The following is a 14,055-nucleotide window of genomic DNA, read 5'->3' as shown; positions in this document are numbered from 1 at the left end:
GGTATCAGCGGCGATTCATCGTGGCGTTGCGCTGGCCGGTGCTGGCGGACTTCTCGCCGGCGAACGGGTTCAGCTTGCGGATCATCCACGGATACTTCGGCCAGTTGCCCTGCAGCCACGGGTGCTCGGGCTGGTTCAGCTCCAGCACGCGGCGGGCGTCGTCGGCCAGGGTCTTGTTGCCCAGGTGGGTGTAGGCCTCGCCCAGGGCGGCCACGGCGTCGTACTGGAACGCGCTCTGCGGGTAGGTATCCAGCAGGTAGTTGGCGCGGCCGGCGGCGGAGACGTAGGCCTCGCGGCGCAGGTAGTACAGCGCGTTGTCCAGCTCATGCTGGGCGAACACGTCGCGCAGCTCCAGCATGCGGCTGCGTGCATCGGCAGCGTAGCGGCTGTTGGGGTAACGCTCGACCACGATGTTGAAGTCGGCGTAGGCCTGGCGCGGGGTGGACAGGTCGCGGCGGCTCGGGTCCAGCGACCACACGCGGCGCAGGAACACCGTGTTGCGGTTGCTGTTGGCCAGGCCACGCAGGTAGTACATGTAGGCGATGTTGCGGTGGGTCGGGTAGGTGCGGATGAAGCGGTCGATGCTCGACACCGCGTCATCATGCTTGCCGGCCTTGTACTGGGCGTAGGCGGTTTCGATCATCGCCTGCTCGGTGTACGGGCCGTACGGGTACTGGGCGATCAGGCGGCGGAAGGTGGCTTCGGCGCCACTCCAGTTGCCCTTCTGCATCAGGCCGTGGCTCTTGTCGTAGATCGTTTCGACAGGCTGGCCTTCTTCCGGGTTGTCACCCTTGGCGCCACGGTGGCAGCCGGTGGAAACGAGGGCCAGGACCAGCATCAGGGCCGCGGTGCGGACGGGCGCGGACAGCAGGGAAGAGCGTCGGATCATGGGGTCAGGGCGGGACGCGGCTGGAATACGAAGGGTCGATGATAGCCTAGTGGCCTGTCCTGCGACTGAAACTGGTCGCCGGGACCCCCAATTTGTCTTCCTGCGGTGTGCTCCCCATGTCCGATAACGCTTCTGAAACCGAATCCACCCGTCAGGCCGTCGTGCCTGATACCGCCGCCGGGCGGCGCTTTGACGCCGTGCTGGCCGACCTGTTCCCCGAATTCTCCCGCTCCAAGCTGAGCGAGTGGATCAAGTCCGGGGACGTGCTGCTGGACGGCGAACCCGTGCGCGGGCGCGACCCGGTCCGCGGCGGAGAGGTGGCCAGCCTGCATGTCGTGCTCGACACCCAGACCCACGCCGAGCCCGAGGACATCCCGCTGGACATCCTGTACGAGGATGAACACGTTTATGTGATCAACAAGCCGGTCGGCCTGGTGGTCCACCCCGGTGCGGGCAACCCCACCGGCACCCTGGTCAACGCGCTGCTGTTCCGCGACCCGGGCCTGTCGGTGCTGCCGCGCGCGGGCATCGTGCACCGCCTGGACAAGGACACCAGCGGCGTGATGGTGGTGGCCCGCACCATCCAGGCGCAGACCGCGCTGGTGGAGCAGCTGGCCGCGCGCAACGTGCACCGCCAGTACCTGGCGGTGGTGGTGGGCGCGCTGGTCTCTGGCGGTACCGCCGATGCGCCGATCGACCGCCACCCGCGCGACCGCATCCGCATGGCGGTGCGCGAGGACGGCAAGGACGCGGTGACCCATTACCGCCTTCGCGAACGCTTCCGCGCCCACACCGCGCTGGAGTGCCGCCTGGAAACCGGGCGTACCCACCAGATCCGCGTGCACATGGCGCACCTCAAGCACGCCATCGTGGGCGATTCGCTGTACGGCGGCGCGCTGAAGCTGCCCAAGGGCGCCACCGACGCGCTGGTCGCGCAGCTGCGCAGCTTCAAGCGCCAGGCGCTGCATGCTGAAACGCTGGAGTTCGCCCACCCGATCACCGGCGAGCCGATCCGCAACAGCGCGCCGCTGCCGGCCGACATGGTGGCGCTGCTGGACGCGCTGCGTGAAGACACCAAGCGGTTCACCGAGCTGGAACGCGGTCGCCGCTGATGGCTGCGCCCTTGGCCCCTGATTCGCCGCACGCCGCGCTGCTGCCGGTGCTGGCCGCCGACTGGGCGGCCGCGCCCGGGGTGCATGCGCTGACCACCCTGCGCCACGGCGCAGGCGGCTCGAAGGCGCCATTCGACCAGTTCAACATGGGCAATCGCACCGCCGCCGACGGCGACGACCCGGACCAGGTGGCGCGCAACCGCGCGCTGCTGCAGGCCGGGCTGGGCCTGCCCTCGGCACCCCACTGGCTGCGCCAGGTGCATGGCACGGGGGTGCTGCGGTTTGATGCGCCGCCGGTGGAGAGCGGCATTGACGCCGAACCCACCGCCGATGCGGCGGTGACCTCGGTGCCCGGGGTGGTGCTGGCGATCCTGACCGCCGACTGCCTGCCGGTGGTGCTGGCCGCGCGCGATGGCCGCGAGATCGGGGCCGCCCATGCCGGTTGGCGTGGCTTGGCCGACGGCATGCTGGAAGCCACGGTGGCGGCGATGCATACGCCGCCGGGCGGGTTGCAGGCGTGGCTGGGGCCGGCGGCCGGGCCGGCCGAGTACGAGATCGGGGCGGACGTCTTCGCGGCGTTCGTGGACCTGGATGCGGGGGCGGCGGAGGCCTTCGTGGCCACCCGCCCTGGGCATTGGAAGGTGGATCTGTACGCGCTGGCGCGGCGGCGGCTGGTGGCGGCCGGGGTGGACCCGGGCGAAATCAGTGGTGGGCAGCTGAGCACGATTGCCGAGCCGGGGCGGTTCTATTCGCATCGCCGGGATCGACGGACGGGGCGGATGGCGACGTTGGCGTGGATGGCGCCGTGAGCCCCGATTCCGGGGCGGTGATCGTGTTTGATGGCGTTTGCGCGCTTTGCAGCCGCTGGGTGCGGTTCCTGCTGCGGTTTGATCAGCGGGGGCGCTACCGTTTCGCGGCGATGCAGGGGGCGCATGGACGCGCGTTGTTGCAGCAGCACGGGCTGGATCCGGATGATCCGTTGTCGTTCCTGCTGGTGGAGCACGGGCGCGCGTGGAGCGATACCGATGCCATCGTGCGGGTGCTGGCCGGGTTGGGCGGGGCGTGGAAGGCCGCGCACGTGCTGAGGATGGTGCCGCGCGGTTGGCGCGATCGTGCATATCGCGCGCTGGCGCGTAACCGGTACCGGTGGTTTGGCCGGCATGAGCAGTGTTTCCTGCCCACACCGGCGCAGGCGGCGCGCTTTCTCGATTGAAGGCGCGCGGACGCGCGTGTCACTGAAGAACGCTGTATTCAATCCGCCGATTACGATCCCGCCCACTTTCCAACCGGTTGTCGGCCACCGGATGTTCTTCGCCATAACCACGCGGCTCCAGCGCGCTTGCCGGCACCCCCAACGCCTGCAGTTCCGCCACCACCACATCCGCGCGTTGCTGGCTCAGCTGCAGGTTGGTTTCGGCAGCCCCCAGGCTGTCGGTATGCCCGCCCACTTCGAGGCGCACACCGGGCCCGGCGGCCAGGATCGCCTGCGCACTGGCCCGCAGCATGTCGCGCCCGTCGGCCCGCAGCACCGGCGACTTGTGCTCGAACCCGACCTTGCCCTGGTTCAATGCCGCCACCAGCGCGTGCGGTTCGGGCTGGGCCGGCAGCTGCGCCAGCGCGATCCGGCCCGCGTCCCACAGCCCGCTCACCTGCAGGTGGCCAAACGCGCGGCGCAGGGTATTGGACACCGCGATCCGGTCCCCTTCCGGCAGCCGGGTCATGTCCACGTGCAGCGCGTCGCCGGTAAATGACAGCGAAAGCCCGGGATGGCGAAGCACCGGGGCCAATGTCACCAGCCGGTCCAGCCAGCGCGGGGCCTGTGCCTGTGGGTCACGCAGGATGTCACCGGTGACCCCGCCCTGGCCGTACTGGGCCACCAGTGCGCTCCATACCCGGCGGCGGTCGGCCTCGCCTGGCAGGCGGCCGCGTACGTCGATCACGCCGCCGCTGTTCACCAGCGACAACCGGGGCGGGTGCTGCTGGTCGGCATAGGTCGGCGCGGCACCGGTACTCACCCGCGTCTTCTGGTGGATCCAGCCGGTCAGGCACAGCAGCACGCCGGCTACCATCACCCACAGCAGCCCGCGCGCGGCGGTGCCCCGTACCAGGCGCAGGGCGGGGCTGCGCGGCGCCGCCTGTTTCACGGGATGGGGCGCCTGCGCGCTGCGGGCTTCCTGCTCCAGGACATCCAGCAGGCCTGGCAGCAGGTCGGAGGCCACCACCGCGAACATGCCGGTGGGGAAGGCGGCCCGCCGCGCCAGCACGGCCAGCTCTTCGCGGCCGATCACGCACTCCAGCTGGCTGGCCAACAGCCGCGAAGGCCGTTCATCACCGGGAAAACGGCTGCCCAGGCCCACGGCATCGAAACGACGGCGCAGGCCATGGATGCCGCCCGGCAGGCCGCGGATGTAATCGACCAGCACGTCCACCAGGTTGCGCGCGCGGTGACCAAGGCCCATGTGCAGGGCGGTGTCTTCGATGAAGCGATCCAGCAGTGACATCAATCCGATTCCCGGTTCCAGCCCCTGCGGCATGCACGGGCGTTGCGGGAGTCAATGTCGGAACGGCCTGTCAATGAAAAATGAAAGTTGCGCGGGTTCCAGGTTGCGAATCGGTCGTAGTTTCCGACGATTTAGGAGGCCTATCGAAATGGCACGCTGCGGCTATCGGGATTGCCACGGCGGGGAGTGCAGAAAGCGACACACTCCTAAAACGAGCGCATCACAGCGGATGATGCGCATGGCGGGGGCGAGTTCAGGCCAGAAGCGACAGCTTTCTGGCCCGACAACATGTCGTAATCAGCCGTTTTCCAGTGCCTCCAGATAGCTCTGGCGCCAGTGGTTGATGTCATGGGTGCGCAGGTGATCCATCATCGCCTGCCAGCGCTCCATGCGTTTGCGCAGCGGCATGGTGGCGGCGGTGGCGATGGCATCGGCCACGCCATCCAGGTCGTGCGGATTCACCAGCAACGCCTGCTTCATTTCGTCGGCCGCGCCGGCCAGCAGCGACAGCACCAGCACACCGGGGTTTTCCGGGTCCTGCGAGGCCACGTATTCCTTGGCCACCAGGTTCATTCCATCGCGCAGCGGAGTGACCAGGCCGACGGCAGCGGCGCGGTAGAAGCCGGTGAGCGTGGCATGCGCGAAATTCTGGTTCACGTAGCGCAGCGGGGTCCAGTCCGGTTCGGCAAAGCCGCCGTTGATGTGGCCGGCGATCTGTTCCAGCTGGCTGCGCAGCTGCCGGTACTCGGTGACATCGCCGCGCGATACCGGGGCGATCTGCAGGTAGGTGAGGCTGCCACGCTGGTCGGGGTGGCGCTGCAGGTAGCGCTCGAAACCCTGGAAGCGTTCGGGCAGGCCCTTGGAGTAGTCCAGCCGGTCCACGCCGATCGCCAGCTGGCGGTCGCGCAGGCTGTTGCGCAGGTCGCGCACGGCCGGCTTGTTGGCACCGGCCTTGGCCTGGCGTTCGATGTGCGCGGTATCGATGCCGATCGGGAACGCGGCGGCGCGGAAACGGCGCCCGCCGGGGGCTTCCAGCATGCCATCGGGCAGCACCTTGCCGCCGGCGAACAGGCGCACGTAGGACTGGAAGCGGTCGGCGTCGCGCTGGGTCTGGAAGCCGACCAGGTCGTACGCGTACAGGCTGGAGAACAGCCGCAGGTGGTCGGGCATGGCCTGCAGCAGGTCGGCCGAGGGCATCGGCACGTGCAGGAAGAAGCCGATGCGGCAGCCGATGCCACGTTCGCGCAGCAGCGAGGCCAGCGGGATCAGGTGGTAATCGTGGATCCACACGATGTCGTCTTCGCGCAGCAGCGGCGCCAGCTTTTCGGCGAACAGCGCGTTGACCCGGCGGTAGGTTTCGCGGGTGGCGCGGTCATAGTCCACCAGGTCCAGCCGGAAGTGCAGCAGCGGCCACAGGGTGCGGTTGGCGAAGCCGTTGTAGTAGCCGTCGACGTCGCGCTTGTTCAGGTCCATGGTGACGTAGCGGATGTCACCCTCGGTCTGCTCGTGCAGCTCGCCGCTGTCATCGCGCACGGATTTGCCGCTCCAGCCGAACCACAGCCCACCGCGTTCCTTCAACGCGGCCAGCAGTCCCACCGCAAGCCCACCCGGGGCGGCCACGCCGGGCGCGGCCACGCGGTTGGAGACCACGACAAGGCGGCTCATGAGGCCTCCTGCCAGCTGCGCGAGAGTCGCATGGCGGCGGTGACCAGGCCCACGTGCGAATAGGTCTGCGGGAAGTTGCCCCAGGCCTCGCCATTGTCGAAGGCCAGGTCTTCGGAGAGCAGGCCCAGGTGGTTGCGGCGCTCGAGCAGCATTTCAAACATCTCGCGCGCTTCGTCGAGGCGGCCGATGGCGGCCAATGCGTCGATGTACCAGAACGTGCAGATGGTGAAGCTGGTTTCCGGCTCGCCGAAATCATCCGGCGCCACGTAGCGGTACAGCGCGTTGCCGTGCTTGAGGTCACGGCCGATGGCCTCGACGGTGGCGACGAAACGCGCATCGTCGGCGGCGATGAAGCCGATGTCGGCCAGCAGCAGCAGCGAGGCATCCAGGCGGTGGCCGCCGTAGGTGTCGGTGAAGTGGCCCAGCTCGTCACTCCAGGACTCGCGCAGGATGCGCGCGTGGATGGTGTTGGCGCGGTCGCGCCAGTACTCGGCGCGGTGGTCCAGCTTCAGGCGCACGGCGATCTTGCACAGGCGGTCGCAGGCGGCCCAGCACATCGCGCTGGTGTAGGTATGCACTTCGGTGCGGCCGCGGAACTCCCACAGGCCGGCGTCGGGCACGTCGTGCAGGGCGAAGGCCTGTTCGCCCAGCGGTTCCAGCCGCGCGAAGGTGTGGGCGTCGCCGGGGTCCTGCAGGCGGCGGTCGAAGAACAGCTGGGTGGAGGCCAGTACCACGCTGCCATACACATCGTGCTGGCGCTGCACCCAGGCCAGGTTGCCGCGCCGCACCGGCCCCATGCCACGGTAGCCATCGAGGGAGGCCACTTCGCTTTCTTCCAGCTTGGCCTCGAAGCCGATGCCGTACAGCGGCTGCAGGCTGCCATCGCCGGTGGCGAGATTGAAGATGTAGCCCAGGAACTGTTCCATCGTGCGGGTAGCACCGAGGCGGTTGAGCGCGCGCACCACGAAGGCGGCATCGCGCAGCCAGCAGTAGCGGTAATCCCAGTTGCGGATGCTGCCCGGCGCCTCGGGAATGGAGGTGGTCATGGCGGCGATGATGGCGCCACTGTCTTCGTACTGGCACAGCTTCAGGGTGATCGCACTGCGGATCACCGCGTCCTGCCATTCGAGCGGAATGGACAGGTAGCGCACCCATTCGCGCCAGTAATCGCGCGTGCGCTGGAAGGATTCCTGCACATAGCCGCTGAGCGAGCGGTTCAGCGATTCGTCCACGCCCAGCACCAGGTGCACGGGGTGGCTGAGTACGAACGGCAGCTCATCGCGCACGAAGCGCAGCGGCACGTCGGTGGTCAGGCGCAGGACGTGGTCGGGCAGCACCCAGCGGATGTGGTTGCTGCCCCAGGTGGCCTCGGGCACGCGCGCGCCCCAGTCCGCCAGCGGGCGGGCGCGCACGATGATGCGTGGGTTGCCGCCCAGCGGGCGCACCTGGCGGATCAGGCTGACCGGCCGGTAGAAACGGTCGTTCTGGCGCCAGCGCGGGGCGAAATCGATGATTTCCAGCGAGCCGCCGTGCTTGTCGTGCAGTACGGTGCGCAGGATGGCGGTGTTGGTCAGGTAGCTCTGTTCGCTGCTGACCATGTCTTCCAGTTCGATGGCGAAATCGCCACCGACCTGCTGGTTGGGCTGCAGCAGTGCGCAGAAGGTGGGGTCGCCGTCGAAGGTGGGCAGGCAGCTCCACACGACGCGGGCGTGGCGGTCGATCAACGCGCCGAAGCTGCCGTTGCCGACCACGCCAAGGTCCAGGTTGGAATCAGTCATGGGTGGGGGTCTCTGGGTACATCAGTCAGCGTTTTCCTGCAGCCAGCGGTGTACGTCGCGCACACGGGGCAGGGCGAAGACCGCGGCACTGGGCTCGCGTTCGCCCACCAGCACGCTCCAGCCATGCAGGGTGTTGGCGGCATCGAAGCCGTACTCGTCGGTCAGGTCGTCGCCCAGGAACACGGGAATGCGGCCGCGGAAAGGCAGTTGCTGCATGAGCTGGCGGATCGCGCGGCCCTTGTCGCTGCCTTCGGGAATGAATTCCACCACGTGGTCGCCGGGCTGCAGCCGGTACCCGGTGTTGCCGCCGATGTGGCGTTCGGCGAACGCACGCACTTCGTTGGCGGCATGCGGCGCGCCACGCCAATGCAGGGCCAGGCTGCGGCCCTTGTCTTCGACCAGCACGCCGGGATGGCCATGCGCGAATCGCATGGCCTGCTGGTGCACGGCGTGCAGCCATTCGCTGGTGTCGCTGTCAGTGGCGCTGCCGGTGCGACCGTCAACGGCGTGGGTGGCACCGCCGAGGCCACGCACCTGGTGGCCGTGCAGGCCAGCGGCGGGCAGGTGCAGCGGCGCGAACAGGCGGTCCAGCTGGGCCAGCGGTCGCCCGCTGATCAGGGCAACCGCACCGTCGAGCCGGTCGCTGATGCGGCCGATGGCCTCGCGCACCTCGGGCAGCAGGGTGACGGCCTCGGGGTCGTCGGCAAATTCAATGAGGGTGCCATCCACGTCCAGGAACAGCGCGCACGCATTGTCCAGCAGTGGTGGCGGCGGACGGAGGGGGTAGTCGTTGGCCATGTTGCCAACATGCCACCGGAAGCGTGATCGTCCAGTAGACGATCACGCTTCCATTCAAACGCGCCCGGCAGCGCCAGGCCCTGCCTGGCGGTAGCAATGATCAGAACGTGTAACGAACGCGCCCGTAATAATAGGCACCATTGCTGCCAATCGGCGACAGCACGTCATACGGCAGGTTGCCGAAGTAATAGATGTCCTCGTTGGACAGATCCGAATAATTGTCGGTCAGGTTCTGCCCACCCAGCGCCACGCTCCACTGCGGCGTGATCCGGTACTCCACCTCGGCATCCAGTTGCCACTCGGCGCCATAGGTCTGCCGCGGCACATACCCATCGCCGAAGTTGAACACCCGGGTCACGCTGCCGTAACGACTCAGGCGGCTGCTCAACGTCCAGCGGTCATTGGCCCAGGTCGCCGCCAGCTGCGCCCGCGTGCGCGGCGTGGCATCGGTCAGGGTGTTGGTCTCTTCCAGGCCGAACAGCACGTAGTCCGGGTCCAGCGCCAACAGGCTCGCCGGCGTGGCCAGCACGTTCTTCAACGTGGTCTTGTTGTAGGCGTAGGTGCCGGTCAGCACCAGTTCCCCATCGCCCAGCCCTTGCCGCCAGTTGGTCACCAGCTCGGCGCCGCGCGTGCGGGTATCGGCGGCGTTGACGAAGAAGTTGGCGCTCTGCAGCCCGGCCACGCCGAACTGCTGCTGCACGTAATCGGTGAGCGCATCGCCGGTGATGCTCTCCGACAGCGCGATGCGGTCATCGATATCGATCTGGTAGAAGTCCAGCGACAGGTCGAAGTGATCGCCGATGCGGCTGGTGAAGCCCAGGCTGGTGTTGACCGACTTTTCCGGCTTCAGGTCGGTAGCGCCCAGACCGCGCGCGATCGGGTTGTTCACCGACAGCGTGCGGCCCTGCACGAGCTGGCCGGCGGCGTTGTAACCGGTGGAGGTGGATTCATAGCCGATCTGCGCCAGCGACGGCGCGCGGAAGTTGTTGGAGATCGCGCCACGCAGTGCGAACGCCGGGGTGAACTCATAGCGCAGCCCCAGCTTGCCGGTGAGCTCGCCGCCGTAATCGTCGCTGTGCTCGTAGCGTGCGGCCAGGTCGCTGGAGAAGTGTTCGCCGAATTGGCTGGACAGGCTGGCATACGCACTGGTCACGTCGCGGCTGAGCGAGGTGGCGTCCTGCGGGGTCAGCCCACCACCGGCCTGCGAGCCGGTCGGGCGGTCGGTGTAGGGGCCGGCGGCGTAGCTGGCGGGGTCACCGGGGCGGGTCTGGAAGTGGTCGCGGCGCGCTTCCAGCCCCAGGCCGAGGCTGTGGGTGTTGTCGCCCTGGGTGAACACCCGGCCGAGGTCGAAGTTGCCCACGGTCAGTTCATTGCGGTAATCGCCGGTCTTGAACCGGGTCGGGCTGTCCGGGCCCAGCGAGGCGTTGAGCGAGTTGCGCAGGCGGTAAGTGAAGTCATTGAAGCCGTAATCCAGGCTGGCGTCGTAGTTCCACTCGCCCCACTGGCCCTTGGCCCCGGCCACGGCCTGCACGTCGCGGTTCTCGCCTTCGGAAATTGGGCGGTAGCCGTTGGGGTACAGCTCGGTCCAGTTGGCGTCGCTGTCGGGGTAACGGAAGTAGTTGGCGCCTTCGCTTTCGCGCTGGTTGAAGGTGCTGAAGAAATAGAACTTCGAGGTTTCACCGAACGGCAGTTCGGTGTTGATCCAGGCGTTGAGGTCCTTGGTCTTGCCATCACCGAGCACGTAGTTGCGCTGGCCCTGCAGGGCCAGGTTCGTATCGGTCTGGTCCCACGGCGGAATCTGGTCGAAGCCGGCGCGGTTGGTGCCTTCGCGGTTCTTCAGCTCCAGGCCCACGCGCAGGAAGCCGCCGTCTTCGCCCAGCGCGGTGCCGACCTTGGCGCTGGCGAAGCTGGTCTGGCCATCGGTGAGCGTGCGGTCGATCGGCTTGAGGTTGGTGTGGTTGGCACCGAAGCTGGCTTCGATGGCGCCGCCTTCCGGGGCGTCATCCAGGATCACGTTGATCACGCCGGCCACCGCATCCGAGCCGTAGAGCGCACCGGCGCCGTCGCGCAGGACTTCGATGCGCTTGATGGCGCTGACCGGGATGGAGTTGAAGTCCACCGGGGTGGTGCCCTTGCCGATCTTGCTGTCGGTGTTCACCAGCGCGCTCGTGTGGCGGCGCTTGCCGTTCACCAGCACCAGCACCTGATCGGGCGACAGCCCGCGCAGCTGGGCGGCGCGCACGTGGTCGGCACCGCCGGAGTTGGACTGGCGCGGGAAGTTGAACGAGGGCAGCAGCGCCTGCAGCGCGCTGCCCAGCTCCCCATTGACCACGCCGGCGCGGCGGATGTCCTCGGCGGTGAGCACATCCACCGGCGAGGTCGATTCGAGCACGGTGCGGTCGATGGCGCGGGTGCCGGTGACGATCACCGTGTCCAGCGTGGTGGCGGAGGCGGGCGCATCCTGCGCATGGAGGTCCTGGGCCAGCAGGGGAGAGGACAGGACCAGGGCAATGGCGAGGCCAAGGCGCGACGCGGACGGACGGGACATGCGGGCTCCAGCAGCAAAACGGGGGAGGGTGGTGCCGGGCGCTGCCCGGCTGGTCCCAGATGAAACTATTGTTCCATCCGGATGAAGCGATATATTATCTTGGCGTGAACCCCACCTGTGATGCAAGTCCCAGTACGGACGGCTATCAGCAGATAACCGGACGTGATCAGCATCGATCCCGGACTATGTCCATCACGTAGCGACACGCCATGCGTGTCCCACGGAACCCTCGCAACACCCGGAGCCCCCGCACCATGAAGCTTTCCCCCCTCCTGCTGGCCGCCTTCCTCGCCCTCGGCGGCTGCGCCACCGCTACCCCGACCCCGCGCACCCCCGAATCGGCCACCGCCACCCTCCAGGGCGACGCCGCCCGCCCGGATGCGGCGACCAACTGGGTGCGCAGCGAGCTGTACTTCGGCGTGGGCGAGGAGAGCGGTGCCTCCGACCGCAAGCAGACCGATGCGATCAGCGAGGCGCAGTGGCGCGACTTCCTGGACAAGCAGGTCACCCCGCGCTTCCCGGATGGCCTGACCGTGTTCGATGCCTACGGCCAGTGGCTGTTCCGCGGCGCCAAGGAGCCCAACCGCCTGCGTACCAAGGTGCTGGTGGTGCTGCACGAAAATACTCCGCAGCGCCGTGCGGACATCGAAGCGATCCGCCTGGCATGGAAGCAGGCGACGAAGCACCAGTCGGTGCTGTGGTCGCAGCAGGCGGTGGAAGTGTCGTTCTGACCGCGTACCGACCAACGGTCGGTACCTACCTTGGTATGAATCGGCGTGCATTCGCACGCTGATGTCACCTGCGCGGGTCTAGGCTGGCACTTCCCCCAGAGCGTGGAAGTGCCGCCATGAGCAAGCGCGTTGCCGAAATCGTCGTCGATACCCTGCAGGCCGCCGGTGTGCGGCACTGTTACGGGATCGTCGGCGACACCCTCAACCATGTCACCGATGCGATCCATCGTAGCGACATCGATTGGGTGCACGTGCGCCATGAAGAGACCGCGGCGTTCGCGGCCGGTGCCGACTCGCTGATCAGTGGCCAGCTCACCGCCTGCGCCGGCTCCTGCGGCCCGGGCGGGCTGCATTTCATCAATGGCATCTTCGAGGCCAACCGCAACCGCGCCCCGCTGGTGCTGATCGCCAGCCAGGTGGTTACCACCGAGCTGGGTATGGAGTTCCCGCAGGAAGTGGACTTCAAGGCGGTGTATGCCAGCTGCAGCGTGTTCTGCGAGCAGATCTACAACCCGCAGCAGGCGCGCCGGGTGGTGGCGCTGGCCTGCCAGGCGGCGATCAGCCGGCGCGGGGTGGCGGTGGTGATCTTGCCGGCCGATATCGCCGAAGCCGAGGTGAAGGACGACGTGCCGTTCTCGGTGCACCATGCCCAGCCGGTGCTGCGCCCCAGCGACGACGAACTGCAGCGCATTGCGGCGCTGATCGGCGAGGGCAAGCGCGTGGGCATCTACGCCGGCGCCGGCTGCGAACACGCCCATGACGCACTGGTGGCGCTGGGCGCGCGGCTGAAGGCGCCGATCGCGCACACCTCGCGCGCCAAGGATTTCGTGGAGTACGACAATCCGTACAGCATGGGGATGACCGGCATCTTCGGGATCGAGTCGGGCTATCACACGCTGATGGCATGCGACACGCTGCTGCTGCTCGGTGCGGACTTCGCCTGGGGCCAGTTCTACCCGGACAAGGCCACCCTGATCCAGGTGGACCGCGACGGCAGCCATCTCGGTCGGCGCCACCCGGTGCAGCTGGGCGTGGTGGGGGACATCGGACCGACCCTGGAAGCGCTGCTGCCGCTGCTGTCCGAGCGTGAGGACCGCAGTTTCCTGGACGAATGCATCGAGCACCGCGAGAAAGCGCTGGCGACCCGGGCGAAGGAGGAGCATCCAGGCGAGGGCAGCCTGATCCACCCGCAGCACCTCACCGCGCTGGTCGACCGGCATGCCAGCGAGGATGCGCTGTTCACCGCCGACTGCGGCTCGCCGATGGTGTGGGTGCTGCGCCACACGCGCGCCAACGGACGCCGGCGCACCCTGACCAGCCTGCTGCACGGCACGATGGCCAATGCCATGCCGCAGGCGCTTGGCCTGCAGAAGGCGTTCCCGGGACGGCAGGTGATCTCGCTGTCCGGCGACGGCGGCCTGGCCATGCTGCTGGGCGACCTGCTGACCGCGGTGCAGGAGAACCTGCCGATCAAGGTGGTGGTGTACAACAACAGCTCGTTGAACTTCGTCGAGCTTGAGCAGAAGGTGCAGGGCCTGCTGGACAACTACACCGATCTGAAAAACCCCGACTTCGGCCGCCTGGCCGAGGTGATCGGCTTCTACGGTCGCACCGTGACCCGCAGCGAAGACCTGGAGCAGGCGGTGCAGGACGTGCTGGCCCACCCCGGCCCGGCGCTGCTGGACGTACATACCAGCCCCACCGAGCTGGTGATGCCGGCGCAGGCGGAGGTCAAGCAGGTGGCCGGCACCGCGTTGTACGCGGCCAAGGCGCTGCTGCACGGGCGGGTAGGGGACGTGCGCGACCTGCTGGCCAACAATTTCCTCAACAAGCCGTAAGGGTGTCTGACGAACGTCACGACCAACGGTCGTGACCTACCGGCCAACGGCGGTCGCCCCGCCGGTAGGTACCGACCGTTGGTCGGTACGGGCACATGGCGGTCGCCCCGCCGGTAGGTACCGACCGTTGGTCGGTACGGGGCGTGCCCCGGTGTTCCACGCATGCGTCTGTCCCCGGGCGCAATGAACGCCTAC

The 14,055-nt window shown here is 67.9% G+C and carries 11 protein-coding genes; 5 read left to right on the top strand and 6 right to left on the bottom strand.

What is annotated here, in order from left to right:
• Positions 1-4: 4 nt before the first annotated feature.
• Positions 5-889, bottom strand: a complete 885-nt coding sequence (locus SOM39_RS04345; RefSeq protein WP_068853791.1) for an outer membrane protein assembly factor BamD — start codon at positions 887-889, stop codon at positions 5-7.
• Positions 890-1,005: 116 nt separating this feature from the next.
• On the opposite strand from SOM39_RS04345, the gene rluD reads away from it, so the two are divergent.
• The 3 genes from rluD to SOM39_RS04330 are packed head-to-tail and all read left to right on the top strand — an operon-like array spanning position 1,006 to position 3,214.
• Positions 1,006-2,001 carry a 23S rRNA pseudouridine(1911/1915/1917) synthase RluD gene (gene rluD / locus SOM39_RS04340; RefSeq protein ID WP_320457580.1) on the top strand — a complete coding sequence of 332 codons (996 nt, stop codon included), beginning with the start codon at positions 1,006-1,008 and terminating at the stop codon, positions 1,999-2,001.
• Positions 2,002-2,012: 11 nt separating this feature from the next.
• A complete protein-coding gene (gene pgeF, locus SOM39_RS04335; RefSeq protein ID WP_320457579.1) occupies positions 2,013-2,810 on the top strand; it encodes a peptidoglycan editing factor PgeF in 798 nt (265 codons plus the stop codon).
• Positions 2,795-3,214, top strand: coding sequence for a thiol-disulfide oxidoreductase DCC family protein (locus SOM39_RS04330; RefSeq protein WP_320457578.1), 420 nt, complete (start codon positions 2,795-2,797; stop codon positions 3,212-3,214). Before pgeF ends, SOM39_RS04330 begins: the two co-directional genes overlap by 16 nt.
• A 19-nt stretch (positions 3,215-3,233) precedes the next feature.
• On the opposite strand, the gene SOM39_RS04325 is transcribed toward SOM39_RS04330, so the two are convergent.
• From SOM39_RS04325 to SOM39_RS04305, 5 genes are all read right to left on the bottom strand, one after another.
• On the bottom strand, positions 3,234-4,502 hold the full coding sequence (locus SOM39_RS04325; RefSeq protein WP_320457577.1) for an OmpA family protein: 1,269 nt from the start codon (positions 4,500-4,502) through the stop codon (positions 3,234-3,236).
• A gap of 297 nt (positions 4,503-4,799) precedes the next feature.
• Positions 4,800-6,167 carry an alpha,alpha-trehalose-phosphate synthase (UDP-forming) gene (gene otsA / locus SOM39_RS04320; RefSeq protein ID WP_320457576.1) on the bottom strand — a complete coding sequence of 456 codons (1,368 nt, stop codon included), beginning with the start codon at positions 6,165-6,167 and terminating at the stop codon, positions 4,800-4,802.
• A complete protein-coding gene (locus SOM39_RS04315) occupies positions 6,164-7,945 on the bottom strand; it encodes a glycoside hydrolase family 15 protein (RefSeq protein WP_068853786.1) in 1,782 nt (593 codons plus the stop codon). Before SOM39_RS04315 ends, otsA begins: the two co-directional genes overlap by 4 nt.
• Before the next feature lie 21 nt (positions 7,946-7,966).
• Positions 7,967-8,743 (bottom strand): trehalose-phosphatase, encoded by a 777-nt coding sequence (otsB, locus tag SOM39_RS04310; protein ID WP_320457575.1) that lies wholly within the window; start codon positions 8,741-8,743, stop codon positions 7,967-7,969.
• Between the two features lie 100 nt (positions 8,744-8,843).
• The gene (locus SOM39_RS04305) at positions 8,844-11,291 is read right to left on the bottom strand and encodes a TonB-dependent receptor (protein WP_320457574.1); all 2,448 of its coding nucleotides are present in this window, start codon (positions 11,289-11,291) and stop codon (positions 8,844-8,846) included.
• Positions 11,292-11,545: 254 nt separating this feature from the next.
• On the opposite strand from SOM39_RS04305, the gene SOM39_RS04300 reads away from it, so the two are divergent.
• A complete protein-coding gene (locus SOM39_RS04300; RefSeq protein WP_320457573.1) occupies positions 11,546-12,022 on the top strand; it encodes a DUF3574 domain-containing protein in 477 nt (158 codons plus the stop codon).
• A gap of 116 nt (positions 12,023-12,138) precedes the next feature.
• The gene (locus tag SOM39_RS04295; RefSeq protein ID WP_320457572.1) at positions 12,139-13,860 is read left to right on the top strand and encodes a thiamine pyrophosphate-dependent enzyme; all 1,722 of its coding nucleotides are present in this window, start codon (positions 12,139-12,141) and stop codon (positions 13,858-13,860) included.
• Positions 13,861-14,055 lie beyond the last annotated feature (195 nt).

Source organism: Stenotrophomonas sp. CFBP8994 (assembly GCF_034044835.1).
GTDB lineage: Bacteria > Pseudomonadota > Gammaproteobacteria > Xanthomonadales > Xanthomonadaceae > Stenotrophomonas > Stenotrophomonas rhizophila_A.
This window is presented reverse-complemented; position numbering and strand designations above follow the sequence as displayed.